At 72.2% G+C, this 24,194-nt stretch carries 26 protein-coding genes; 11 read left to right on the top strand and 15 right to left on the bottom strand.

Going from position 1 to position 24,194, the window contains the following annotated elements:
- Positions 1-6 precede the first annotated feature (6 nt).
- Both GXP74_RS36600 and GXP74_RS36595 read right to left on the bottom strand, forming a co-directional pair.
- The gene (locus tag GXP74_RS36600; protein ID WP_370468508.1) at positions 7-825 is read right to left on the bottom strand and encodes an ECF subfamily RNA polymerase sigma factor, BldN family; all 819 of its coding nucleotides are present in this window, start codon (positions 823-825) and stop codon (positions 7-9) included.
- Positions 826-1,207: 382 nt separating this feature from the next.
- Positions 1,208-2,104, bottom strand: a complete 897-nt coding sequence (locus GXP74_RS36595; RefSeq protein ID WP_182455503.1) for an HAD family phosphatase — start codon at positions 2,102-2,104, stop codon at positions 1,208-1,210.
- Between the two features lie 95 nt (positions 2,105-2,199).
- Between GXP74_RS36595 and GXP74_RS36590 the strand changes: the two genes are divergently transcribed.
- The 6 genes from GXP74_RS36590 (at position 2,200) to hemB (ending at position 8,766) form a co-directional block, all read left to right on the top strand.
- Complete coding sequence (locus GXP74_RS36590) at positions 2,200-2,481, top strand: glutaredoxin family protein (protein ID WP_182455502.1); 282 nt, start codon at positions 2,200-2,202, stop codon at positions 2,479-2,481.
- A gap of 359 nt (positions 2,482-2,840) precedes the next feature.
- The gene (locus GXP74_RS36585) at positions 2,841-3,632 is read left to right on the top strand and encodes a redox-sensing transcriptional repressor Rex (RefSeq protein ID WP_182456894.1); all 792 of its coding nucleotides are present in this window, start codon (positions 2,841-2,843) and stop codon (positions 3,630-3,632) included.
- A 22-nt stretch (positions 3,633-3,654) separates the two neighbouring features.
- Positions 3,655-5,010 carry a glutamyl-tRNA reductase gene (locus GXP74_RS36580; protein WP_182455501.1) on the top strand — a complete coding sequence of 452 codons (1,356 nt, stop codon included), beginning with the start codon at positions 3,655-3,657 and terminating at the stop codon, positions 5,008-5,010.
- 74 nt (positions 5,011-5,084) lie between these two features.
- Positions 5,085-6,104, top strand: a complete 1,020-nt coding sequence (gene hemC, locus GXP74_RS36575) for a hydroxymethylbilane synthase (protein ID WP_182455500.1) — start codon at positions 5,085-5,087, stop codon at positions 6,102-6,104.
- Entirely contained in the window at positions 6,101-7,768 is a 1,668-nt protein-coding gene (locus tag GXP74_RS36570; protein ID WP_225448448.1) for a bifunctional uroporphyrinogen-III C-methyltransferase/uroporphyrinogen-III synthase, read from the top strand. The genes hemC and GXP74_RS36570 overlap by 4 nt, the downstream gene beginning before the upstream one ends.
- A 5-nt stretch (positions 7,769-7,773) precedes the next feature.
- On the top strand, positions 7,774-8,766 hold the full coding sequence (hemB, locus tag GXP74_RS36565) for a porphobilinogen synthase (protein ID WP_182455499.1): 993 nt from the start codon (positions 7,774-7,776) through the stop codon (positions 8,764-8,766).
- Between the two features lie 120 nt (positions 8,767-8,886).
- On the opposite strand, the gene GXP74_RS36560 is transcribed toward hemB, so the two are convergent.
- The 3 genes from GXP74_RS36560 to GXP74_RS36550 all read right to left on the bottom strand — a co-directional run bounded on the left by GXP74_RS36560 (position 8,887) and on the right by GXP74_RS36550 (position 10,029).
- Entirely contained in the window at positions 8,887-9,225 is a 339-nt protein-coding gene (locus GXP74_RS36560; RefSeq protein ID WP_182455498.1) for a rodlet layer protein, read from the bottom strand.
- A 59-nt stretch (positions 9,226-9,284) separates the two neighbouring features.
- Positions 9,285-9,626: a rodlet layer protein gene (locus tag GXP74_RS36555; protein WP_182455497.1), complete on the bottom strand. Its 342-nt coding sequence runs from the start codon at positions 9,624-9,626 to the stop codon at positions 9,285-9,287.
- A gap of 64 nt (positions 9,627-9,690) precedes the next feature.
- Positions 9,691-10,029 (bottom strand): rodlet layer protein, encoded by a 339-nt coding sequence (locus GXP74_RS36550; RefSeq protein ID WP_182455496.1) that lies wholly within the window; start codon positions 10,027-10,029, stop codon positions 9,691-9,693.
- A 454-nt stretch (positions 10,030-10,483) separates the two neighbouring features.
- Between GXP74_RS36550 and GXP74_RS36545 the strand changes: the two genes are divergently transcribed.
- Positions 10,484-11,179, top strand: coding sequence for a hypothetical protein (locus GXP74_RS36545; protein ID WP_225448447.1), 696 nt, complete (start codon positions 10,484-10,486; stop codon positions 11,177-11,179).
- Between the two features lie 109 nt (positions 11,180-11,288).
- On the opposite strand, the gene GXP74_RS36540 is transcribed toward GXP74_RS36545, so the two are convergent.
- The 4 genes from GXP74_RS36540 to GXP74_RS36525 all read right to left on the bottom strand — a co-directional run bounded on the left by GXP74_RS36540 (position 11,289) and on the right by GXP74_RS36525 (position 12,764).
- A complete protein-coding gene (locus GXP74_RS36540; RefSeq protein WP_182455494.1) occupies positions 11,289-11,672 on the bottom strand; it encodes a hypothetical protein in 384 nt (127 codons plus the stop codon).
- Between the two features lie 92 nt (positions 11,673-11,764).
- The gene (locus GXP74_RS36535) at positions 11,765-12,010 is read right to left on the bottom strand and encodes a chaplin (RefSeq protein WP_182455493.1); all 246 of its coding nucleotides are present in this window, start codon (positions 12,008-12,010) and stop codon (positions 11,765-11,767) included.
- Positions 12,011-12,052: 42 nt separating this feature from the next.
- A complete protein-coding gene (locus tag GXP74_RS36530; protein ID WP_182455492.1) occupies positions 12,053-12,292 on the bottom strand; it encodes a chaplin in 240 nt (79 codons plus the stop codon).
- Between the two features lie 229 nt (positions 12,293-12,521).
- Entirely contained in the window at positions 12,522-12,764 is a 243-nt protein-coding gene (locus GXP74_RS36525; protein WP_182455491.1) for a chaplin, read from the bottom strand.
- A gap of 234 nt (positions 12,765-12,998) precedes the next feature.
- Between GXP74_RS36525 and GXP74_RS36520 the strand changes: the two genes are divergently transcribed.
- Complete coding sequence (locus GXP74_RS36520; protein WP_182455490.1) at positions 12,999-13,241, top strand: chaplin; 243 nt, start codon at positions 12,999-13,001, stop codon at positions 13,239-13,241.
- A 96-nt stretch (positions 13,242-13,337) separates the two neighbouring features.
- Here GXP74_RS36520 and GXP74_RS36515 read toward each other — a convergent pair whose 3' ends face one another.
- Entirely contained in the window at positions 13,338-13,688 is a 351-nt protein-coding gene (locus tag GXP74_RS36515) for a chaplin (protein WP_182455489.1), read from the bottom strand.
- A 487-nt stretch (positions 13,689-14,175) separates the two neighbouring features.
- Between GXP74_RS36515 and GXP74_RS36510 the strand changes: the two genes are divergently transcribed.
- Positions 14,176-14,712: a hypothetical protein gene (locus GXP74_RS36510; RefSeq protein WP_182455488.1), complete on the top strand. Its 537-nt coding sequence runs from the start codon at positions 14,176-14,178 to the stop codon at positions 14,710-14,712.
- Between the two features lie 84 nt (positions 14,713-14,796).
- Here the strand turns inward: GXP74_RS36510 and GXP74_RS36505 are convergent, their stop codons facing one another.
- Together GXP74_RS36505 and GXP74_RS36500 are read right to left on the bottom strand one after the other, a co-directional pair.
- Positions 14,797-16,869 carry a carbohydrate binding domain-containing protein gene (locus GXP74_RS36505; protein ID WP_182455487.1) on the bottom strand — a complete coding sequence of 691 codons (2,073 nt, stop codon included), beginning with the start codon at positions 16,867-16,869 and terminating at the stop codon, positions 14,797-14,799.
- Between the two features lie 264 nt (positions 16,870-17,133).
- The gene (locus GXP74_RS36500) at positions 17,134-17,544 is read right to left on the bottom strand and encodes a VOC family protein (protein ID WP_182455486.1); all 411 of its coding nucleotides are present in this window, start codon (positions 17,542-17,544) and stop codon (positions 17,134-17,136) included.
- Positions 17,545-17,669: 125 nt separating this feature from the next.
- Between GXP74_RS36500 and GXP74_RS36495 the strand changes: the two genes are divergently transcribed.
- Positions 17,670-19,067, top strand: coding sequence for a hypothetical protein (locus tag GXP74_RS36495; RefSeq protein WP_182455485.1), 1,398 nt, complete (start codon positions 17,670-17,672; stop codon positions 19,065-19,067).
- A gap of 102 nt (positions 19,068-19,169) precedes the next feature.
- On the opposite strand, the gene GXP74_RS36490 is transcribed toward GXP74_RS36495, so the two are convergent.
- The 3 genes from GXP74_RS36490 to GXP74_RS36480 all read right to left on the bottom strand — a co-directional run bounded on the left by GXP74_RS36490 (position 19,170) and on the right by GXP74_RS36480 (position 21,918).
- Entirely contained in the window at positions 19,170-19,493 is a 324-nt protein-coding gene (locus GXP74_RS36490; RefSeq protein ID WP_182455484.1) for a DUF1330 domain-containing protein, read from the bottom strand.
- Between the two features lie 141 nt (positions 19,494-19,634).
- On the bottom strand, positions 19,635-20,930 hold the full coding sequence (locus tag GXP74_RS36485) for a glycosyltransferase 87 family protein (RefSeq protein ID WP_182455483.1): 1,296 nt from the start codon (positions 20,928-20,930) through the stop codon (positions 19,635-19,637).
- Between the two features lie 220 nt (positions 20,931-21,150).
- On the bottom strand, positions 21,151-21,918 hold the full coding sequence (locus GXP74_RS36480; RefSeq protein ID WP_182455482.1) for a hypothetical protein: 768 nt from the start codon (positions 21,916-21,918) through the stop codon (positions 21,151-21,153).
- 157 nt (positions 21,919-22,075) lie between these two features.
- On the opposite strand from GXP74_RS36480, the gene GXP74_RS36475 reads away from it, so the two are divergent.
- Positions 22,076-24,163 carry an N-6 DNA methylase gene (locus GXP74_RS36475; protein ID WP_225448446.1) on the top strand — a complete coding sequence of 696 codons (2,088 nt, stop codon included), beginning with the start codon at positions 22,076-22,078 and terminating at the stop codon, positions 24,161-24,163.
- Positions 24,164-24,194 lie beyond the last annotated feature (31 nt).

The following is a 24,194-nucleotide window of genomic DNA, read 5'->3' as shown; positions in this document are numbered from 1 at the left end:
CGGCGGTTATCTGGCGTCGCTCGGCAGCAGTCGGGCCAGCGTGCGCACCGCCCGGTACTGGAGGGTCTTGATGGCGCCCTCGTTCTTGCCCATGATCCGGGCGGTCTCGGCCACCGAGAGGCCCTGGAGGAAGCGCAGCGTCACGCACTCCTGCTGCTGCGGGTTCAGCCGGTGCACGGCGTCCAGCAGCGCGGCGTTGGACAGCGACTCCAGCACGGAGTCCTCCGGGCTGCGCTCGCACTCGTTGGAGTCGAGCATCTCCCCGGTGGTCACCTCCAGCCGGAACCGGCTGGACTTGAAGTGGTCGGCGACCAGGTTGCGGGCGATGGTGACCAGCCAGGCGCCGAAGTCCCGGCCCTGCCAGGTGAAGGTGCCGATGCGGCGCAGCGCCCGCAGGAAGGTCTCGCTGGTCAGGTCCTCGGCGGTGGCCCGGCTGCCGACGCGGTAGTAGATGTACCGGTAGACGGTGTCCGAGTAGTGGTCGTAGAGGCGGCCGAAGGACTCGCTGTCCCCCTCCTGGGCGCGCTCCACCAGTCGCATGATCGGGTTGTCGGCTGATTCCTGGGTCTCGTCCTTGTCCCAGGACGGGTTCCGGTGCCGGGGCGCGGGCGTCGAGGTTCGGGTGCGCAGGGCGACGGACGGGCGCGGCGGCTTGGGGCCGAGTGGTGCGTCCACGCCACCGGCGACGGCGAGCGCGGTGACCGGCAGCGCGCCGAGGGGGAACAGCTGGTCGCGCACCATGGCGCGCAGCAGGTCCAGCCCGCCTGCGGCGGCGCCGGGGGCGAGGGAGAGTGCAGGCGCGTCGTTCCGGACGTGTGGGTACACGGGACTCCCAGAGGCAGAACTGTTTACGTGCAGTGCGTGACCGCTCACCCAACGTGGACACATGGGCTCCGGCGTGCGTCAGACGAGGATAACGCTTTGTGCAGCAACGGCTACACCCTGTTGCTTATTTCGCCGCTTCCGTCACATCTGTTGCGGCTTGGTGGCAGGATGTGACCGACTATGGCCAGAGCGATCCGACCGGCTCTGCCGTGAATTGATCAAGTGCCGCCGCAGACTGACCGATCGGCCCGGGATTCCCCGGGGTCGGGCCCATCAACCCATGAATTTCCGGGAGTCCGGCGGTGGGGCCGAGTGGTCACAAGCGATCAGCGGAGCGGCCCCGCGCGTCAACCCGCCGCAGCGGCCCGCCCCCCGGCCGGGATCAGCGCCGCCGGTTGCGGTGGATCGCCATCGCGGCAGCGGCGCCACCGGCCGCCGCGCCCAGTCCGGCGGCGGCCGGGATGCCCACCCGGGCGGCCTTCCGGCCGGTCCTGAAGTCCCGCACCCGCCACCCCTGTTCCCGGGCGTGGCGGCGCAACTCGGCGTCCGGGTTGATCACATAGGGGTAGCCCACCAGTGACAGCATCGGGATGTCGTTCGAGGAGTCGCTGTACGCCGCGCAACGGGCCAGGTCGAGCCCCTCGCGCAGGGCCAGCGCCTTGACCGCCTCGGCCTTCGCCGGTCCGTGCAGCGGCTCGCCGACCAGGCGGCCGGTGTAGACGCCGCCGAGGGTCTCGGAGACCGTGCCCAGCGCGCCGGTCATCCCCAGCCGGGCGGCGATCACCCGGGCCGCCTCCACCGGGGCGGCGGTGACCAGCCAGACCCGCTGCCCGGCCTCCAGGTGCATCCGCACCAGCGCCCGGGTGCCCGGCCAGATCTTCTCGGCCATGTACTCCTCGAAGACCTCCTCGCAGATCCGCTCCAGGTCGGCCGCCCGGTGCCCGGCCACGATCGACAGGGCGCTCTCCCTGACGTCCGCCATGTGGCCCGCGTGCTCGGCGCCGTGCAGCCGGAAGTACGTCTGCTGCCAGGCGAACCGCAGCAACTCCCGGTGGCTGAAGAACTTCCGCTTGTACAGGCCGAGTCCGAGGTAGAAGATCGCCGCGCCCTGGACGATGGTGTTGTCGCAGTCGAAGAAGGCGGCGGCGCGCGGGTCGCCCGCCTCGCCGGTTCCGGCCGCCGCGGGCGCCGAGGGGTGCAGCGTGGCCTCGGCGGACGCCTCACCGGCGAGTACGGCGGAGGAGCGCTTCGCCTGGGGGAGCCTTCGCAGCGTGGCCATGGTGTCGAGCATAGCCAGCGCGGGCCCGGGATCTGTATCGCCGAAGTGAACGGGCGGGGGGCCGGTGCGCCGTGGTGGGGGCGCAGAATGGTCGGGTGACTCCGCTGCTGCGCCGTGGCGCCCCCCGCAAGGACCCGTCCGATCATGTGATCACGCTGATCGGCAAGCCCGACTGTCATCTGTGCGAGGACGCCCGGTCGGTGATCACCCGGCTGTCGGCCGAACTCGGCTTCGACTGGCAGGAACTGGACATCAACCAGGACCCGGAGCTGTACCGCAGGTACTGGGAGCAGATCCCGGTGACCCTGGTCGACGGCAGTCAGCACGACTTCTGGCGGGTGGACGAGCAGCGGCTGCGCAAGGCGCTCGGCGGGTAGCGGTTCCGTCGGCTCGAAGGCTTCGCCCGCAGGGTGGCTGGATTCTTCTTATGAGATGCGCGGTCGTTGCGCTTACCATCTAGGAGTTTTGTCCAGAGTTTCGCTTCGGGGGGCCGAGGTCGAAGGAGTGACACGTGCCCAGCCGCTTCCGGCGGACGGTCCGCACGGCGTGCGTGATGCGCGTCACTCTGGGTGGACAAAACGGACACCATCTTTGTGCACACGTTCACAAACGCATAGCCTGGCGTTCGCAGCCCAGCTTCAGAACCAGGAGCACCGTGGCAACTGGACGTTCCACCCCATCCACCCCGCCCCCGACGAGCGGCACCGCTACGGCGCGCCGCACGCGCGGCCGGGGCATTCCCGACGCCACCGTCGCGCGCCTGCCGCTGTACCTGCGGGCGTTGACGGCGCTCTCCGAGCGTTCGGTTCCCACCGTCTCATCCGAGGAGTTGGCGACCGCGGCCGGGGTCAACTCGGCGAAGCTCCGCAAGGACTTCTCCTATCTGGGCTCCTACGGCACCCGGGGCGTCGGCTACGACGTCGAGTACCTCGTCTACCAGATCTCCCGTGAGCTGGGGCTGACCCAGGACTGGCCGGTCGTCATCGTCGGCATCGGGAACCTGGGCCACGCGCTGGCCAACTACGGCGGCTTCGCCTCCCGCGGCTTCCGGGTCGCGGCGCTGCTGGACGCCGATCCGGCGCTGGCCGGGCGGACCGCGGCCGGGCTGCCGGTGCGCCACATGGACGAACTGGAGGAGATCATCCGGGCGGAGCACGTCTCCATCGGCGTGATCACCACCCCTCCCGGCGCGGCCCAGCAGGTCTGCGACCGGCTGGTGGCGGCCGGGGTGACCAGCATCCTCAACTTCGCCCCCACCGTGCTGTCGGTGCCGGACGGGGTGGACGTCCGCAAGGTCGACCTCTCCATCGAGTTGCAGATCCTGGCCTTCCACGAACAGCGAAAGTCCGGTGAGGAACACCTCACGGAGGAGCCGCCCGCAGTAGTCTCCCGCCCTGGGGCAGGTGCGAAGGCCGTGGCCGCCGCCGCTGCCCGGCGCGGCCTCGGCGCTGTCTCCCGTACCCGGGGCAAGGCCGCCGGAGCCGAGCGCGGTGACGACGGCGACCTGCCGGCGGTGGTGTCGGCGTGAACCTGGGAAGCGAGGCAGGAGCATGAGCCTTCTGGTACTTGGCCTCAGCCACCGCACCGCGCCGGTCGGGCTGCTGGAGCGCGCCGCCCTCACCGGGGAAGGCCCGGAGCGGCTGCTGCGCGCCGCCGCCGAGGCCGCGCCGGTGGGCGAGGCGGCGCTGGTCTCCACCTGCAACCGGATCGAGCTCTACACCGACGTGGACAAGTTCCACGCCGGTGTCGACGAGTTGTCCGCGCTGCTGTCCGAGCACACCGGCGTCGGCATCGAGGAGCTGACCGCGCACCTGTACGTCCACTACGAGGACCGCGCCGTGCACCATCTGTTCTCGGTGGCGTGCGGGCTGGACTCGATGGTGGTCGGCGAGGGGCAGATCCTCGGCCAGCTGCGCGACGGGCTGTCGCTGGCGCAGGAGCGGGGCACCGCCGGGCGCCGCCTCAACGAGCTGTTCCAGCAGGCGCTGCGGGTCGGCAAGCGGGCCCACACCGAGACCGGGATCGACAAGGCCGGCCAGTCGCTGGTCACCTTCGGCCTGGAGCGGATCGCCGCGGCGGCCGGTCCGATCGCGGGCAAGCGGGCGCTGGTCGTCGGCGCCGGATCGATGAGCTCGCTGGCCGCGGCGACGCTGGCCCGCGCCGGTGTGTCCGAACTGGTCATCGTCAACCGAACACAGGAGCGAGCCGAGCGGCTGGCGACCACCCTCGCCGAGTACGGCGCCCGGGTCGCCCCCTTCGCCCAGGTCGGCACCGCGCTGGCCGAGGCCGACGTGGTCATCTCCTGTACCGGGGCGGCCGGAATCGTGCTCACCGCCGAGGAGGTCGCCATCGCCGCCGCCAAGCGCGCCGGGGCCACCCCGCTCGCGCTGCTGGACCTGGCGATGCCCCGGGACGTCGACGCCGGGGCGCACGCCCTCGACGGCGTCCACGTGGTCGACCTGGAGACCCTGGCCGAGGCGGCGGCCGCCACCGCCGGCGCCGCCGGGGCACTGGACGTGGAGGCGGTCCGCCGGATCGTCGCCCAGGAGGTCGAGTCCTTCGGCTCGGCCCAGCGCGCCGCCGCGATCACCCCCACGGTGGTCGCCCTGCGCACCAAGGCGTCGGAGGTGGTCCGGGGCGAGCTCGACCGCCTGGACGGCCGACTGCCCGAGCTGGACGCCCGGGTCCGCGCCGAACTGGCGCAGACCGTGAACCGGGTGGTGGACAAGCTGCTGCACTCGCCGACGGTGCGGGTCAAGCAGCTGGCCGGGGAACCCGGCGGCGCCTCCTACGCGGAGGCCCTGCGGGAGCTGTTCGAGCTCGACCCGGCGGCGGTGCAGGCGGTCGCCGCCGCACCCGCACGCGTACCGGCGCAGCAGCCGGTCACCGGGGGTGGCCCGGAATGACCCAGGACCCGCCCCGGACCGCACCAGACCAGACGCACAGCATCCGAACCGAGCACGACCGGGATGATCATGTCATGAGTGGCCAACTCAGCAACACCCCCTCCCCACCCCCCCTGCGCCTGGGCACCCGGCGCAGCGCCCTGGCGATGGCCCAGTCCGGGCAGGTCGCCGAGACGGTGTCCCGGGCCACCGGACGCCGGGTCGAGCTGGTCGAGATCACCACCTACGGCGACACCTCGCGCGAGCAGCTGGCACAGATCGGCGGCACCGGGGTCTTCGTCTCCGCACTGCGCGAGGCGCTGCTCGCCGGAACGATCGACTTCGCGGTGCACTCGCTGAAGGACCTGCCCACGGCCGCCCCGGACGGCCTGCTGCTGGCCGCCGTGCCCCCGCGGGAGGACCCCCGGGACGCGCTGGTGGCCCGGGACGGACTGACCCTGGACGAGCTGGTCGCCAAGTGCGCCCACAACGGCGTCCCGGTCCGGATCGGCACCGGATCGCCGCGCCGGACGGCCCAGCTGAACGCCTGGGCGGCGGCCGTCGGCGTGCCGCTGGAGACGGTGGCCATCCGCGGCAACGTCGACACCAGGATCGGCTACGTCCGCTCCGGCGAGCTGGACGCGGTCGTGCTGGCCGCCGCCGGGCTGCACCGGCTCGGCCGCCTCGACGAGGCCAACCAGCTGATCGACGACACGCTGATGCTGCCCGCGCCCGGACAGGGCGCGCTGGCGATCGAGTGCTCCGCCGCCGACACCGGGCTTGCGTCCGCGCTGGCCGCCCTCGACGACGCGCCCACCCGTGCCGCCGTCACCGCCGAGCGCGCGCTGCTGGCCGCGCTCGAAGCGGGTTGTTCCGCCCCGGTCGGGGCACTCGCCGAGGTGCGACGTGGTGCCTCGGTCCAGCAGTCCGACGAGCTGCGCCTGCGCGGGCTCGTCGGCACCGTCGACGGCTCGGCCGTCGTGCAGTTGTCCGCAACCGGCGCCTTCGCGGCCGAGGCGGCGTCCGAGCAGGCAGCGGCGGCCCTGGGCCGTGAGCTGGCGGCCCGGATGCTCGCCCAGGGCGCGGCCGGTCTGATGGGGGAGCGAGTCAAGTGAGCCCCACTCATGACATCCACGGTGCGGTCCGCCGCCCGGTCGGCCAGGTCACCTTCCTGGGCGCGGGCCCGGGCGACCCCGGCCTGCTGACGCTCCGCGCGGTCGAGGTGCTGGCCTCGGCGGACGTCCTGGTGGCCGACCCGCTGACGGCGGTCGCCGTCCGCGGGCACTGCCCGGCCGGGGTGGAGCTGCACGCCGCCGACACGGCGGCCGGCCGGGAGGCCGACGCGGTGGTCCTCGGCGGCGGCCTGGTGGCCCGGATGTTCCCGGCCGTGCAGGCCGGCAAGCACGTGGTCCGCACCGTCGACGGCGACCCCGGGATGGACGGCCGGGCCGCCGAGGAGATGCTGGCCTGCGCGCAGGCGGGCATCCCGTTCCAGGTGGTGCCCGGGGTGGCCCAGTCCGTGGGCGTCCCGGCCTACGCCGGGGTGCCGCTGTGCGGCGGCGAGGGCGCCGACGTGCGCTTCGTCGACGCCCGGCAGCAGCTCGCCGACAGCACCTGGAGCAACCTGGGCGACTGCGACGCGACCCTGGTGGTGCGCACCACCCTGGGCGCGCTGCCGGTCTCCGCGCAGACCCTGGTCGCGCACGGGCGCAAGCCCGACACCCCGGTCTCGGTCACGCTGGAGGGCACCACCACCCGGCAGCGCACCTACACCGCGACCCTGGGCACGCTGGCCGCCGAGCTGAAGGCGGCCCGGGTGCTGCCCTCGCCGGTCTCGGCCCCGGTGGACCCGGCGAGCAGCGTGATAGCCGTCGTCGGGCAGCAGGTCGCCCAGCGCGCCTCGCTGTCGTGGTTCGAGACCAAGCCGCTCTTCGGCTGGAACGTGCTGGTGCCGCGCACCAAGGACCAGGCCGGCGCGCTCTCCGAGCAGCTGCGCTCCTACGGCGCGGTGCCGTCCGAGGTGCCGACCATCGCGGTCGAGCCGCCGCGGACCCCGCAGCAGATGGAGCGGGCGATCAAGGGCCTGGTCACCGGGCGCTACGAGTGGATCGCGTTCACCTCGGTGAACGCGGTCAAGGCGGTCCGGGAGAAGTTCGAGGAGTACGGGCTCGACGCCCGCGCCTTCGCCGGGATCAAGGTCGCGGCGGTCGGCGAGACCACCTCGCAGGCCCTGGTCGACTTCGGCGTGAAGCCCGACCTGGTGCCCAGCGGCGAGCAGTCCGCCGCCGGACTGCTGGAGGACTGGCCGCTGTACGACCCGGTGTTCGACCCGATCGACCGGGTGCTGCTGCCGCGCGCCGACATCGCCACCGAGACCCTGGTCGCCGGGCTGGTCGAGCTGGGCTGGGAGGTCGACGACGTCACCGCCTACCGGACGGTCCGCGCCTCGCCCCCGCCCGCCGAGACCCGGGAGGCGATCAAGGGCGGCGGCTTCGACGCGGTGATCTTCACCTCGTCCTCGACCGTCCGCAACCTGGTCGGCATCGCCGGGAAGCCGCACAACGTGACCGTCATCGCCTGTATCGGCCCGGCCACCGCCAAGACCGCCGAGGAGCACGGACTGCGGGTGGACGTGCTCGCGCCGGCCCCCTCGGCGGCGGCGCTGGCCGAGGCCCTGGCAGACTTCGGAGCGGCCCGCCGCGACGCAGCCACCCAGGCGGGCGAGCAGGTGTACCGCCCGAGCGAGCGCCGCCCGGGCTCCCGTAGGAAGGCCCGCTGACCGTCATGTCCACTGAATTCCCGGTCGCCACCCCCGTCATCCGCCCCCGCCGCCTGCGGACCACCCCGGCGGTCCGCCGCCTGGTGGCCGAGACCAGGCTGCACCCGGCGGAGCTGATCCTGCCGCTGTTCGCCCGCGAGGGCATCAGCGAACCGGCGCCGATCAACTCCATGCCGGGCGTGGTCCAGCACACCCGGGACAGCCTGCGCCGGGCCGCCGTGGAGGCGGCCGAGGCGGGGGTCGGCGGGATCATGCTGTTCGGCGTCCCGCTGGTGCAGGACGCCATCGGCTCGGAGGGCACCAACCCGGACGGCATCCTGCAGCAGGCGATCCGGGACGTGGTGGCCGAGGTCGGCGACGCGCTCGTGGTCATGTCCGACCTGTGCCTGGACGAGTACACCGACCACGGGCACTGCGGCGTGCTGGCCGCGGACGGCTCGGTGGACAACGACGCGACGCTGCTGCGCTACGCCGAGATGGCCGTGGTCCAGGCCGACGCCGGGGTCCACATGGTCGGCCCCTCGGGGATGATGGACGGTCAGATCGCGGTCGTCCGCGACGCCCTGGACCGGGCGGGCCACCAGGACGTCTCGGTGCTGGCCTACTCCGCCAAGTACGCCTCGGCCTTCTTCGGCCCCTTCCGGGAGGCCGTCGGCTCCGCGCTGAAGGGCGACCGGAAGAGCTACCAGCAGGACCCGGCCAACGGCCGGGAGGCGCTGCGCGAGCTGGAGCTGGACCTGGCCGAGGGCGCGGACCTGGTGATGGTCAAGCCCGCCATGGCCTACCTGGACGTGCTGCGCCAGGTCGCCGACGTCAGCCCGGTGCCGGTGGCCGCCTACCAGGTGTCCGGCGAGTACGCGATGGTCGAGGCCGCCGCCGCGAACGGCTGGGTGGACCGGGACCGCATGATCATGGAGACGCTGACCTCGATCCGCCGCGCGGGCGCGAGCCAGGTGCTCACCTACTGGGCGGTCGAGGTGGCCCGCAAGCTGCGCTGATCCCGCTGCCGGGGAACGGCCGAAGGGCCGGGAAGAGGAGTTCTTCCCGGCCCTTCGGCCGTGTCCTGGAGGGTCATTCGATCGGGTGATCGTCGGGTCGGGTACCGCTACCGGCCGGTGTCAGCCGATGAGGTGGGACAGCTGCCCGTCGCCGGCGCCCTGGGTGGTGTGGCCGACGTTGCAGATCTGGTGCTGCTGCTGGTTGGCGACCGGGACCTCGACCTGGACCGGGACGACGCCGACCTGGACGTGGTGGATCTCCGGCAGGCAGATGTTCGGGTTGTCCAGGGTGTGGAAGTTGGGGCTGTTGTCGCCGTGGGTGCCGGTGACGTTGGTGCCGCCCGCGCCCTGGAGCGAGGTGGTGGTGCCGTCCGAGTTGCCGATCGCGGCGGCCGGGGTGACGACCATGGCGACCGCACCGGCGGCGATGCCGACCACGGAGAGAGCCTGCTTCAGCATGTTCTGATCCTGTGTTCTGTGAGATGTGGTGAGGTGAGCCGGGGCCGACTGAGTGGGAGTCAGCCGAGGAGATGGGAACCGACCCCGTCGCCCGCGCCCTGCGTGCCCTGCCCGTTCCGGCAGGTCTGGTGCTGCTGCTGGTCGGCGGCCGGTACGTCCGCCTGGACCGGGACCAGGATCCCGACCTGCGCGTGGTGCAGCTCCGGCAGGCAGAGGTTGGTGTTGTCCAGGAGGTGGTGGCTGGGGCTGTGATGGCCGTGGGTGCCGGTCACATCGGTGCCACCGTGTCCCTGGAGGGAGCTGGTCGAGCCGTCGGAGTCGCCGACGGCCGCGGCCGGGGAGACCACGAGAGCCGCTGCGGTCATGGCGAGACCGACTGCGGAGAGGGTCTGCTCGAACATGGGAACGCTGCTCTTTCCGGCGTGGTGCGGGTGGTGCGGGTGGTGCGAGTGGGGGCCGCGGTGATCAGCCGACCAGGTGGGACAGCGGCGCGTCGCCGGCACCCTGGGTGCCCTGGCCGATGTTGCAGGTCTGGTGGGCCTGCTGGTTGGCGATGGGGACCCCGACCTGGACCGGCACGACGCCGACCTGCACGTGGTGGATCTCCGGCAGGCAGATGTTCGGGTTGTCCAGGAAGTGGAAGTTGGGGCTGTTGTCGCCCCAGGTGCCGGTGACGTTGGTGCCGCCCGCGCCCTGGACGGAGGTCGTGGAACCGTCGCTGTCGCCGATGGCGGAGGCGGGGGCGGACGTCATCGCGAGCGTCGCAGCGGCGATACCGGCGGCGGCGAGAGCCTTCTTCAGCATTGCTGATCCTTTTCTGGGTGCTGTTTGGTCAACGTCCGGGTCGTTATGGTGAACGATTCCGATGACCGGTCGGTGTGCATCCTCCGGGGGAGGTTTCCGGCATCCTGCTTCGGCGCCCGAACCGGGCTTCCGAACGCCTTCGATGCCGACCTGCCACTTCGGCGGTGATGCGATCTGATCAACGAACGTCCCAGGCGGGGGCAACGGTCGTTACTCCGATCAGGTCAAGTGGATTCCCCGGCGGGGTGAAAGCACCAGGTCGACTGTGGGTGCTGGGAGTGAATTCGCGCATTGTCGCGATTGGTGAATCGTTCAGGCAGGTTGCTCCCGGCTCGAACGACCTGCGAGCGTGTCCAATCCGCGACCGTGGCGCAGGACCGGCGGGCGGATTACCAAAGAGATGGGGTCCATACTGATGAATCTCTCCGCGCGAGTGACCGCGGTCGCTGCCGCCGTGTGCGCTTCGGCAGGGCTGGCGGCGGGGACGGCCGCGGCCACCCCGTTCACCCCGGCGCAGCTGGACGCGGCCGAGCAGGCGGCGGCGCAGCAGCAGGTCCCGTTCAACCTGCCGCTGGGGGCCGCGGCCGACCAGCTCACCGGCAGCACCGCCGGTACCACCGGAGTGAACGGCTCGATCCCGGCCGCGCTGCTGCTGCCGCCGTCCGCGCCGCAGTCGGCCCAGGCCCCGCAGTCGGCACACACGCCGCAGTCGGCTCAGGAGCAGCAGTTGGTCCCGGACCCGCTGGTGCCGCCGCTGAACACCACCCAGCGGACCCCGGGCCTCGGTCTCTCGGCGCCGCTGGCGGCCCCGCTGAGCAGCCCCGACGGCAAGGCCAAGCCGAACGCGGTGGACCTGTCGCTGCCGAGCGCGCCGCTGCGGACGGTCGGCTCGGCGGTGTCCCTGGGCCACCCGCTGACGTACCACCGGGGGCAGACCCGGGCGCCGGCCCCGGCGTCCGCGCTGACGCCGCCGCAGCAGGGGGCCGTCGACCTGGGCCGGCTCGACCCGTCGGTGAGCGAGCCGCAGCTGCACACCGACCCGCACGGCCGGGTCGACCTGGACCAGAGCGGCGACCACCAGCCGCTGACCCAGGGCGTGGACGAACTGCTCGACTCGGCCGGGTCGTTCGGGCAGGGGCTCAACCCGTGACCCGGCGGCTCGTGCCGGTGGCGTGAGCGGTCAGCGGCAGGGCGCGGCACAGGGCCCCGGGTACCGGAGATCCGGTACCCGGGGCCCTGTGGCCGGGGTGTCGCGGCGGTCAGCCCGGGATGACCGAGGAGAGGGTGCTGATCACCGGCAGGCTGGCGAGTCCGCCGCCCGCACTGAGCGGGCCGGTGACCGTCGACGTCGACAGCGGCGCCATACCGGGGGAGTCGGGCAGCAGCGCGGCGCCGTTGCTCAGCGGATCGGCCGAGGAGGCCGCCAGCGGGTCCACCCGCAGCGTCTTCACCGGATGCGAGGTGCTGCTGACCGCGCTGCCGAGACCGGACAGCGCCGGTCCCACCTCCGGGGGTTGCAGCGCGGCGGTGGGTTTGGCCATGGGCGCGCCCTCGTCGGCGGCCCAGGCGGGGGCCTGGGAGGAGAGCGTGCCCAGCAGGAGCAGGGCGCCTGCGGCGCAGCCCGTGGTCAGCGCACGGAACATGGAGAACCCTCCGTAGGGTGGGGGACGTCGTGATGCGGCGCCGCCCCCCGACGTACCGTCCGGGGGGCAGCACCGTACTGGTCCGGATGGACTCAGCAGTCCTGGGTGTTGACGCAGCGGTTGCCGAACACCGGGTTGAGCGCGCCGATGACGTTGATGCTGTTGCCGCAGAGGTTCACCGGGACGTGCACCGGGACCTGGATGGTGTTGCCGGACGCCACACCGGGGGAGTTGTGGGCCGCACCGGTCGCGGTGCCGTCGGCAGCAGCGCTGCCGGCGCCGGCCAGCACGACGCCGAGGACGGCTGCGGAGACGGCAGCGGTCTTCTTGAGCTGCATGGGTGGATCTCCTTCTACGTTGCTACGTGGATTGCCAGGGGGTCAGCGGTTGACGCAGTGGTTGCCGAAAGCCGGGTTGAGCAGCGCGATCACATTGATGCTGTTGCCGCAGAGGTTCAGCGGAATGTGGATCGGGATCTCGATCACGTTTCCGGACAGGAACCCGGGCGAGTTGGCGGCGGCGCCGGTCGCGGTGGAGCCGGCGGCGGCGCTGCCCGCGCCGGTCAGCGCGAGTCCCACGGCGAGTGCGGTCAGGGCCAGGCCGGTCTTCATCTTGCGCATGGTGGAATCTCCGTGTTTCTGTCGATCCCCAGTGGACCCGACACCCGGGGAACGAGCCCGGCTCGACGGCGGACACGCGGGGGCGGCCAGGACCACTCGTGCAGCGCACAGCGGTGACCGGTGCGCTCGGCTCGACCGAGGGCGGGGACGACCGAGGGCCGCGCCCGGCCGTACTGGTGTGTCCGGGGGCGCGGCCCGTGGTTCAGGCTTCGGCTCTGGGGCTCTGAGGTCAGTCCTTGTTGACGCAGTGGTTGCCGAACGCCGGGTTCAGCACGCCGATGACGTCGATGGTGTTGCCGCACAGGTTGACCGGCACGTGGACCGGCACCTGGATGACGTTGCCGGAGAGCACGCCGGGGGAGTTGTTGGCCGCACCGGTGGCGGTGCTGGAGGCCATGGCCGCACCGGCGCCGCCCACGACGATTCCGGCGGTCACGGTGACCAGCAGGGCGCTCCGCTTGATGTTCTGCATGTCGTTTCCTTATTGAGCTGGTGTTGTTGTGGGGGCCTTCATCGCTGGAAACGAGTGGCGACAGCGGAGGAAACGGTCGGGCGGGAAAGAGAGTCGAATTTCCGTACCTGCGGCGCACTTCTGACGCGTCCGGGTGAAGCCGGAGCAGGGCCGTATCCCGCACGCCGCTCGCGCGTTGTTCCCTACGTCCATTCCCGCGGCTCTTCGCCACGCAGACAATCCCACGGAGTAGTCATGAACAACACCCTCAAGGGCGCCGTCGTCACCCTCGCCGCGGCCGGTGCGGTCGCCGCCGGTGCGGGAGCTGCCTTCGCCAGCTCGACCGCGACCGGTGCGGCCAACAACTCCCCCGGTGTCGCCTCCGGCAACGCCATCCAGGTCCCGGTGCACATTCCGGTCAACGCCACCGGCAACAGCATCAACGTCATCGGCCTGCTGAACCCGGCCTTCGGCAACTCGTCCGCCAACCACGGCTGACTCTCGGTCCGCGACCCGGCAGGGAAACGGACGAGGCCGGTTCCGCCCTGGTGGGCGGGACCGGCCCGGACCGCGTGGTGAGCGGGAAGGCTCAGGTCAGCAGCAGTCGTCGCCGCGGCCGTGGTCGTGGTCGCCGTCCTGGTGGTCGCCGTCCTGGCTCCAGCGGCCGTCGTGGTCCCGGCCGTAGCCGTGGTCGCCACGCGCGCCGTCGTCGTTGGAGCAGCGGTTCCCGATGGCCGGGTTGAGCAGACCGATGATGTTGACGCTGTTGCCACAGACGTTCGCGTTCACGTCGATGGGGATCTGGACGACGTTCCCGGACAGGACGCCCGGGGAGTTGTTGGCCGAGCCGTAGGCGCCGGCGTCGGCGGAGGCCGCCCCGGCACCCGCGAACACGATCCCGCCGACCATCGCGGCCACCACTGCCGCCTTACGCATTCTGCTCATCCTTGATTCCTCTTTCGCTTCGTCGATGCGACTTCAGGCCGGGACGCACAGGCGAGCCGTCGCGTACTCCGGCACTACAGCCACTCTTCGGTACGAAGGAGGTTCCGGCTGGGTGACACTTCGTCATATCACCCTCTTGGACGAATAGTGTTCGGCGTGGCAGAGAACCCGTCGGGGGCGGTGCGTGGGGTATTATCTGCGGCTCCCTCCGCCCCGGAAATCACCGCGGCCCTTGCCCGGGGGCGGCGGGGCGGGAAATCCCGACGCGGTTCGGGCCGCGCCCGGGGAGTCCGGGGAATATCGTCGGCGGCGTAACGGGTAATCCGTTCGGGTTGATTCCGGGCCCGGCGGGCGGCGGTCCGTTCGGGTGCCCGGGCAGGGCCGTCCGGGGAGGTTCCGGGACTTGGCCGGGACAGGGCCGGGACTGGGCCGGGACAGGGCCGGGGGCGCTGTCGGGGCCCGAATGAAGCGTCCGCATAATGCAGACATGCGATCCCCCGTCGGCATCAGCCGAACCACCGTGCAGCGAGCTCTCCAGTCGGCCGCGCTCGCGGCCGCCGTAGCGGTGCTGGCCACCGGCTGCGGCAGCGGGACGGTCCAGCGGGTCGCTCCCGGCGTCGACCAGTCGACGACCAGTACCGGCGCCGACGGCACCGACTGGAGCACCCAGGCCCGCAACGTGGACCTGTCGATCAAGAACGCCGTGGTCCAGCTGGGGGCGTCGGGCACCGCCCGGCTGTACTTCACCGTGGACAACGCCGGTCCGGTGACCGAGCACTTGGCCGTGGTTTCGGTGCCGGGCCTGGGCCAGGCGACGCTCCAGGGCAGCGCGGGGCCGGTCAACGCGCTCTCCACCGCGGGAATCATGATCGACTCGGGTAGCAGCGCGGTCTTCGGCGCGGGTGCCCCGGCGGTCGTGCTGCCGTCCGCGAAGGGACTGACGCCCGGGGGCACCACCCCGGTCCTGCTGGAGTTCGGCATCGCCGGGCTGGTCCACCTCACCGTGCCGGTCAAGGCCGCCTGAGGTCGGTTTCCGGCCGGGAACGCCGGTGCGCACCGGCGGTCGGGTTCCGACCACCGGTGCGCACCCCCTGCGGTACCGCGGTGACTAGCTGAGGGCGAAGTCGTCAGCGAAGACGTTGCCCTGGCCGTACCAGCCGTGGACGTACACGGTCACCGTGCCGGACGAGCCGGTGGTGAAGGGCACGGACAGCTGGGTCCAGCCGGTGGAGGACGTCCAGGTGCTGGCCGTGGCCCCGCCGCTGACGCCGATGTAGGCGTAGCTGCCCTGGACCCAGCCGCTCAGCGTGTAGCTGGTGTTGGGCGCCAGGGTCAGGGTCTGGCTGACCTGGCCGGTCTGCGACGCGGTCGGGGTGACCTCAAGCGCGTGGCTGCCGGAGTGCACCGGGGTGCTCACCACCGTGTCGCCGGGCTGGCCGGTCCACGGGCTGAGGCTGCCGGTCTCGAAGCCGCCGTTGACCAGGCTACCGGTGGGCGTCACCGCGGTGACGGTCAGCGAGTAGCCGGCGGTGTGGCTGCCGGAGGCGGCGGTGCCGGTGATGGTGATCGGGTAGGTCCCGGCCGCGGCGCTGCTGGAGGCGGTCAGGGTGAGGGTGGAGCTGCCGCCGCTGGTGACCGAGGCGGGGCTGAACGCGGCGGTGACGCCGGTGGGCAGGCCACTCGCGCTCAGGGCGACCGATTCGGCGCTGCCGCTGGTGACGGCGGTGCTGACGGTCGAGGTGGTGGAGGCTCCGGCCGCGACCGACGCCGAGGCGGGCGAGTCGGAGATGGAGAAGTCGTTACCGCCGGTGCTGCTGCCGGTGACGGTCAGCGAGTAGCTGGCGGTGTGGCTGCCGGAGGCGGCGGTGCCGGTGATGGTGATCGGGTAGGTCCCGGCCGCGGCGCTGCTGGAGGCGGTCAGGGTGAGGGTGGAGCTGCCGCCGCTGGTGACCGAGGCGGGGCTGAACGCGGCGGTGACGCCGGTGGGCAGGCCACTCGCGCTCAGGGCGACCGATTCGGCGCTGCCGCTGGTGACGGCGGTGCTGACGGTCGAGGTGGTGGAGGCTCCGGGGGCGACCGACGCCGAGGCGGGCGAGGCCGCGACCGAGAAGTCATTGCCGACCGGGGTGCTGCCGCTGGTGAAGGGCTCCAGCGCGTGGCTGAAGTCCCAGGTGTTCTGGGTGATGCCGGAGCAGGTGTCCGAACCGGCGGTGCCGACGGCGCAGCTGTCGTTGTCGCGCTCCAGCGCCCAGAAGGACAGCTCGGCCAGGCCCTTGGTGTTGGCCCACGCCTCGACGTTGGCGGCGTCGGCGACGGTGGTGGTCTCCGCCGTGCCGTAGTCGTCGACGCCGGGCATCAGGGTGATCCCGATCATGCCCCACAGCTGGGCCGAGGTCTTCGACGGGTAGAGCGTCGCGAGCTGGCTGTACAGGCCGGTCGCGGCGTTCTCGGCGTCGGTGCCCATCTCGTGGGTGGCACCGTCGTAGTAGTCGAAGGTCATGATGTTGACGTCGGAGATCACGGCGTTGTTCGCCACCGCGTTCTTCAGCACCGCGAGTCCGCTGGAGGCGAGGCCGCTGGTGGTCGTCGGCAGGGTGTACTGGAACTGGACGGTGCGTCCGGTGCTCGCCGCCCACGCCTCGACCTGCGCGATGGCCTGGTTGCGGCGGGTGATCCCGGCGGTGTTGGTGAGCGAGTTGTCCTCGGTGTCGAGGTCGATCCGGGTCACGTTGTAGGTCGTGATGACCTGCTCGTACTCGGCGGCGATCGAGGCGACGGTGGTGCAGCTGTCGGCGATCTCGGTGCCGGTGTCGTCGGCGGTGTAGCCACCGAACGAGGGGACGACGTCGCCGCCCTTGGCCTGGATGGCGCTGATCGAGCTGCCGAAGGTGGCCGAGGTCAGCGGCTGACTGGTGTCGCCGTTCCAGTAGGCCGTGCACGAGCCCTTGCTGGCGGCCTGGATGAAGGCCAGGGTCTCGTAGTTGGCTCCGGACTCGGTCGAGATCGTCGCCGGGTCGTCACCGCTGTACGCCTCGAAGTACGGCGCGAACACGTGGGTCGGCAGTGGGGTTGCCGCCTGTGCCGTTCCGGCACCGATCGCGACCAGGCCGGTGGAGGCGGCGGCGGTCGCGAGCAGGCCGGTGAGCAGTGTGCGTAGGGGTCGGTTGAGCTGGCGTCTCATGCGGGCTCCCGTGGGGGTGGGGGTGCAATTGGTAGAGACCACTGATTGAGCACCGCCCATCGTTGGACTAGACCACCTAACTGTCAAGAGTCCTAACAGTTTCGGTGGCACGATCCGGCTGCCCCCGCCGCGCCCCCGTCGCGGACCCCCGGAACCCGCCCCGACCAGCGCGGCAGCGACCCTTCCCGGCGCGTCCGGCGGGTCCGGCGGCAGTCGGCCGCGACACCGTCAGCGAGTGTGTCGCGCGCCACATATGGCTGAAACTCAGCCCTCCGCGTCCCGGCGCGGCCCGCTGCCGGTGGCCGCCCGCTCGGCCGCGCTGCGCTCCACGCAGAACTCGTTGCCCTCGACGTCCGCCAGCACGCACCAGCCGGTGCCGTCGGGCTCGCGGCGGTCGTCGACCAGGGTCGCGCCGAGTGCCAGCAGCCGCCGCACCTCGGCGTCCCGGCCCCGGTCCTGCGGCTGGAGGTCCAGGTGCACCCGGTTCTTGACCGTCTTCGGCCGCGGGACCGGAACGAACAGCAGGGCGATCCCCGGCGCGGTCACGGTCACCTCGAAGTCACCGGGGTTGTCCTCCACCACCACCGGCTCCGCACCCAGTGCGGCAGCCCAGAAGGCAGCCACCCGAGGGGCGTCCAGACAGTCGACCGTCACGTGCCGTACCAGGGAGACCATGGCGACCACTATGGACCAACGGGATATCGGATGCCGCTGTCAGGGTGAAGGACTAACATTCCCCGCGCCCGCCAGGTGGCGCCCGACCCGGACGCCGCGAGCGGGCCTTGTCAGGGGGGATCAACGTGCACACATCCCTGGGCACACGCACCCGTGTCGCCTTCGCCTCCGCCGTGGCCGTCGGCCTGGCCCTGCTCACGGCCGCGCCCGCCAGCGCGGCCGGCGGGGTGCCGACCACACCGACCGAGCTCTTCAACGCCTACCAGGCCTGCTCCACGAACTCGACCGCGCCGGTCTACGTCGCCGGCCTCGGCCTCGTCCTGGAGGGCATCGCGAGCGACACGGACAGCACCGTCGCCACGGTCACCGAGCAGTTCCAGAGCTGGCCGCTCTCGGACCCGACGCAGATCGCGAGCAACGCCGTCGACTATGCCGCGCCCGGCAACGAGGCGTCGGTCAGCGTGGCCGACAGTTCGCTGACCGACGGTCAGACCTACGCCTGGCAGGCGCGGACGGTGGACGCCAACGGCGACGCCTCGGCCTGGTCGGCACCCTGCTACATCGCCATCGACGACACCCGTCCGGCCGCCGCGCCGACGGTGACGTCCGTGAACTACCCGACCGGGCAGGCGGACCAGGGCGGCGCCCCGATCCAGCTGACTCTCGGCGCAAACGGAGTGAGCGACGCCGGTGGCTTCGGCTACACCTGGGACGAGGACTTCCCGGTGCCGGTGGCGAGCGTCGGCGCCCACGGGATCCCGTCCTTCCAGAGCCCGTACAGCGACCCGCAGTACTTCACCCGGGCGACCACCCTCGGCGGCTCGGCCACGGTGAGTCTGGTCCCGCCGTCGGACAGCGACAACGGGTACATGGTCCTCGATGTGATCAGCCTGGACCGGGCCTTCAACGAGTCCCCGGTCGCGACCTACACCATCCGGCTCACCCCGGACGCTCCGACGATCACGCAGGTGACCCACCCGTCGGACTTCGGCAAGCCCACCGAGTTCAAGCTCACGCCCAACCCGCAGATCGAGGCGGCGAGCCCGGTGGTCAGCTACAGCGTGACGGACCTCAGCTCGGCGAGCCAGACGACGACCACGGTCAAGGCCGACGCGTCGGGCAACGCCGAGCTCAAGCTGGCGCTGGTCGGCATCTACGGTGACATCCTGCAGGTCCGCTCCACCAGCGCGGACGGCTGGGTCAGCCAGCAGTCGTCGTGGAACAACGGCAACGTGGACACCACGCCCACGGTCAGCTCCGCCGTCTACGTCGAGAACGGCACCAGCGGCGGGGTGGGCGTGCCCGGTACCTTCACCTTCGCCCCGAAGGTGACGGGCGTGGCCAGCTACACCTACACCTTCAGCGACGGCACCACCGGCACGGTCAAGGCCCACGGCGCGAGCGGCGACGCCCAGATCTCGTGGACCCCGACCCAGAGCGGCTCCTACCAGCTGACCGTCTACGCGACCACCAAGGGCAACATCCAACTGGCGCCCTACTACTACTCCTTCAGCGTCAACTAGCCCACCGCCACACCGACCGCCGACCGGCGAACGCCCCGCACCGGGCTTCGCCGGTTCGGCGGCGTTCCGTTGTGCTGCTCTGCCGGGGGGCTCCGCGCGGGGTCAGTGGTCCAGGGAGTCCGCTCCCCGGTAGCCGTCCGGGACGCCGTTGGCCAGGACGCAGTCGCCCTCGATGTGGTTGGTGCGCAGGTGGAGGATGGCGCGGTAGGCGGCGGACTCGTACCAGCCGTGGGCGCTCTCCCGGTCGGGGAACTCGACCACGATCACCGCCACCCCCCAACTGCCCTCGACCACGGTGAAGTCGTCGCCGTGGACCAGGAACCGCCCGCCGAAGGGGTCGAGGGTGGCGTCGATCTGCCGCAGGTACTCGACCACCTCGGGGTGGGGCTGGGCCGAGCGGACGTACATGATGGCGTAGGCGGTCATGAGGTGCTCCCTGGTGGTGTGGTGTCCTGCTGACACCTCCGACACTAGGAGCCGCCGCCGGGCGGGGAATCAGTCACGTATAGGTACTCCGGCACCGGGTTCCGCACCGGGTTCCGCACCGGCCTCCGCACCGGGTTCCGCTCAGCGCCGGATGTACCTTCCGCTGGGTTCGCGCTGGGCGGGGATGGCGGACGTGGTCCCGGTGGCCGCGTCCGGGGCGGGCCGGGTGGAGCGCCGGAGGCGGATCGCGGAGTGGACGGTGACCCAGAGCAGGCCCAGGTTCCGTACCACCACGACCATGATCGCGGCGGGCTCGCCCTGGAGGACCTGCCCGAAGGACACCGGGTAGTCCAGGGTGGTGAACACCGTGAGCGGCAGCATCGCCAGCGCGGGCACCCGCTGACTGGTGGTGCGGAAGAGCAGGCAGGTCGCCGCGAGACCGAGCAGCCAGATGAAGTACTGCGGGCTGATCACCCGGCTGGTGGTGACGAAGACCAGCATCGAGGTGAACGCCGCGTCGGCGGTGGTGGCCGAGGTCCACACCCGGGCCCGCAGCCGCCACCAGAGCAGCCACAGGAAGCCCACGGCGGACAGGGCCAGGGTCAGGGTGGCGAGCTGCCCCGAGTAGGCCCCGCTGATCTGGTACGACCCGTAGGAGTACTGGATGACCGAGGAGTAGCCGAAGAGGTGGGCGACCATCAGCGCGCACCCCGGTAGCGACTCGATCTCGATGCCGCGCGCCCCCTGCTCGCCGAGGAAGCTGAACTCGTGGGTGAAGAACACCCCGATCACCGCGACCAGCACCACGCAGCTCAGTCCGGCGACGAACCAGGAGCGCCGGGTGGCCCGGCCGCGCGGCGCCCCGATCAGCATCAGCAACGGCCACGCCTTGACCAGTGCGCCCAGCCCCGCGAGGATCCCGCCGCCGGTCGAGGAGCGCCGCAGCAGCAGCACCGAGCCGACCGCGAGGACCGTCACCGCGGGGTCGAAGCGCACGTAGGGCAGCTCCCCCAGCAGCGGCAGCCCGAGCACCCAGACCCAGACGCCGAGCCTGGCCCGTCCCGCTCCCCGCGCCGCGGCCAGCAGCATCACCAGCACCGCCGCGTCGCAGAGCAGCATGAACAGGCCGAAGGCGGTCTGGTAGCTCAGGAACGGCAGTGCTCTGGGGGCGAGGAAGACCAGCCCGGCCACCGGCGGGTACTGCCAGGTGACGTCGTTCCAGGGGAACTGCCCGTGCGCGAGTTCCGCCGCCCAGGTGGGGTACAGGGAGCCGATGTCGTACTGCTGCCCGGCCATGTCGGCGATGATCGGCGCGGCGTAGAGCAGCCGGGTGCACACCCAGGCCCCGAGCAGCGCCAGGACCTCCGGCGGCCACTGGTCGAGGCGGTACCAGCGACCGGCCGCGCGGCGCGCACCGACTCGTATTCGGTCAATCATCGACAGGGGTCGTCCTCGGCTCGGGGGCGGGCGTGGGGCAGGGCTCGGGCTCGGCCGCACAGCGGTGAAGGCGCAAACCTAACCGCTCTCCCCACCGGCTGTGGACGGCGGCCGCCCCTCGTCCGGTTGCGGCCCGGCGCCGCACCGCGACCGCGCCCCGTCCCAACGCACCCCCGTGGCGCTGGGACGGGGCCCGGTGTCCGGCCCGTGGGCCCGGTGTTCAGCCCAGGTTCTTGGCCAGCCGCTCGGTCAGCGCGACCCCGGCCGATCCGGTGGTGTTCTGGTCGTTGTAGAGGGTCGTCGCCACGAGGTCGCCGACCCGGACGGCCACCAGCGTGGTGCCGCCGTCGAGGTCGGGGGAGGTGATGACCGCCTTGAACGCCTGGTCGCCGACGCCGGGGAGGGTCTTCCAGCTCAGGTTCTCGGGGTAGGAGGAGCCGCCCTGGGTGAACTTGAACGTCCCGCACTCGGTGAAGACGTGCCGCAGGTGGGCCATCACCGTGGTCGCGTCGCCGCCCCGGAAGGCGTCGACCTCCTGGGCGAACATGTCGCTGTAGCTGTCGGTGTAGTCGTTCTGGGCGAAGGACCCGCTCTCGATCCCCGCCGCGTTGATCCAGCTGGTGGCGCCGAGGGCGGCGCACGCCTGGGAGGTGGGGACGGCGGCCGTGGACGGCGCCGCGAACACCGAGCCGCTGTTCCGGGTGCCGCTGGAATCCGGCTTCAGCGGGCTCGGCACCGCGTCGGCGGGCAGCAGCATCGCCGCCAGTTCGGTGCCCGACGGCAGCCCGGCGTTGGGGTCGGCCGCGGCTGCGCCCTTCGTCGCCGACGCGCTGGCCCCGGCCGCGGGCGAACCGGAGGAGGCGGCGGAGGACGAGGCGGCGGAGGCGGAGGAGGAGGCGGAGGTGGCGCTGGACGAACAGGCGGCGAGCCCGACAACCGCCATGGCGCAGAGGGACCCCAGGATGACGTGACGGAGGTGCTGAGGCATGCGGAGGGGGCCCCTTCCGGGCTGTTCATGAGTGGCAGGACAATCAGATTATTGGCTGTGAACCGCGTCAACACAAGTTCGATGCGTGAAGCGATGCGCATAGGTGGGCTGTGTATGATCCCGACAGGCCGTGCAGTCGTCGGAGGGGGACCGAACAGTGCCGGAGCGCAGAGCAGAGGTGACGGCCGGGGGAATCGCCCGACTCGCCGGGGTCGGCCGGGCCGCCGTCAGCAACTGGCGGCGTCGGTACCAGGACTTCCCCAGGCCGGTCGGCGGCACCGACACCAGTCCGGCCTTCGATCTCGACGAGGTCGAGCAGTGGCTGCGCTCCCAGGGGAAACTGACGCTCGTCCCGCTGCGCGAGCGGATCTGGCAGCAGGTCGAGCAGGCTCCGGGCGGAGCGGGCGCCGCCCTGCGGCTGGTCGGCTGCGCACTGCTGCTGTCCCGTGAACTCCCGCAGGTGTGGCTGAAGTTGGCCGCCGCAGCCGATGGCGAACTGGCGGCCGGGCTGCCCGGCGCGTTCGCCGAGGTACTTCGGGCGCGGCTGGGCGAGCGGCATCCGGTCGCCTTCGCCAAAGGAATTGACGAACTGTCAGCATCGGTCGGGCTGCTGCGCGGCAGCGTCGACCTCGGCCGGGAGCTGGGACCGCGACAGGCGTACGAGTTCCTGATGGGGCGTCATCTCGACTCGGGAACACGGCAGTACACGGTGACTCCGGCCGATCCGGCGGAGCTGATGGCGGCACTCGCGGGACCGGCGGCCGAGGTGCTCGACCCGGCCTGCGGCTCCGGCGGGCTGCTGCGGGCCGCCGCCGTCGGCGGCAGCGCCGTCAACGGCCAGGAGGCCGACCCGGACCTCGCCGCGCTGACCGCGCTGCGGCTCGCGCTGCACACCGAGGGTCCGGTCCGGATCCAGGTCGCCGACAGCCTGCGCGCGGACGCCTTCCCGTCCCGGACGGCGGACGCCGTGCTCTGCCACCCGCCGTTCAACGAACGCAACTGGGGCCACGGGGAACTCGCCTACGACGCCCGTTGGGAGTACGGCTTCCCGCCGCGCACCGAGTCCGAGCTGGCCTGGGTGCAGCACGCGCTGGCGCACGTCCGCGAGAACGGCACGGTGGTGCTGCTGATGCCGCCTGCGGCGGCCTCGCGCCGGTCCGGTCGGCGGATCCGGGCCGACCTGCTGCGCCGGGGGGCGCTGCGGGCGGTGATCGCCCTGCCCGCGGGCGCGGCGCCGCCGTACGGCATCCCGCTGCACCTGTGGGTGCTGCGGCGCCCCGCCGCCGGGCAGCCGCTGCCGCAGCACCTGCTGCTGGTGGACGCCGGTGGTCCCGCCTCGGCGGGCGGCGAGAAGCTGCCCTGGCAGACCGTGCGCACCGCCGCACTGGACGCCTGGCAGGCGTTCGACCAGCAGGACACGCTGCCCGAGCAGCCCGGCGTCAGCGTCACCCGGCCGCTGGTGGAGCTGCTGGACGACGACGTCGATCTGGCCCCGGCCAGGCATCTGCCGCAGCCCGGTGTGGGCGGCGGTGCGAACGGCCTCAGCGACGTCCGGGAGCGGTTCACCGACACGCTGCGGCGCACCGCCGAGCTCGCGCCGGTGACCGTCAGCCGGGGCGCGCCCGCCAACTGGCCGCTGACCAGCGTCGCCGAGCTGGCCCGGGCGGGCGCGCTGGAGACGTACGCGGGCGGAACCGCCCCGGTCGCGTCGGCGCCCGGCGCCGGGCCCGGCCACCCCGGCGTCGGCGGGGCCGCGTCCGGGGCGGGTACGGCGGTGCTGACCGAGCACGACGTGGCCACCGGCGGCGCCCCCTCCGGTGTGCTGCCGGAGGACCTCGCCGAGCAGCCGCTGCTCACCCGGGTCGGCGACGTGGTGGTGCCGCTCCTCGGCCGGGGCTCGGTGACCCGGGTGGTGGACGCGGCGACGGCGGGGGCCGCGCTGGGGCGCAACGTGCAGCTGCTGCGGCCGGACCCGACGGCGCTCGACTCGTGGTTCCTGGCCGGGTTCCTGCGCGGGACCGCCAACAACCGCCAGGCCAGCAGCTACACCACCACCTCCACCCGGCTGGACGTGCGCCGACTCCAGGTGCCCCGGATGCCACCGGCCGAGCAGCGCCGCTACGGCGCCCACTTCCGTGCCCTGGCCGCCTTCGAGGACACGCTCCGGCTGGCCGGACAACTGGGCGAGCAACTCGTCCAGGGCCTGTGCGACGGCCTGACGGACGGCAGCGTCCACCCGGACTGACCCGGCGGGTCAGGCCCCCGGGGCGGACGCC

Source organism: Streptacidiphilus sp. P02-A3a (assembly GCF_014084105.1).
GTDB lineage: Bacteria > Actinomycetota > Actinomycetes > Streptomycetales > Streptomycetaceae > Streptacidiphilus.
The sequence above is the reverse complement of the archived record's forward strand: the minus strand, read 5'-3'. Positions and strand labels throughout refer to the sequence as shown.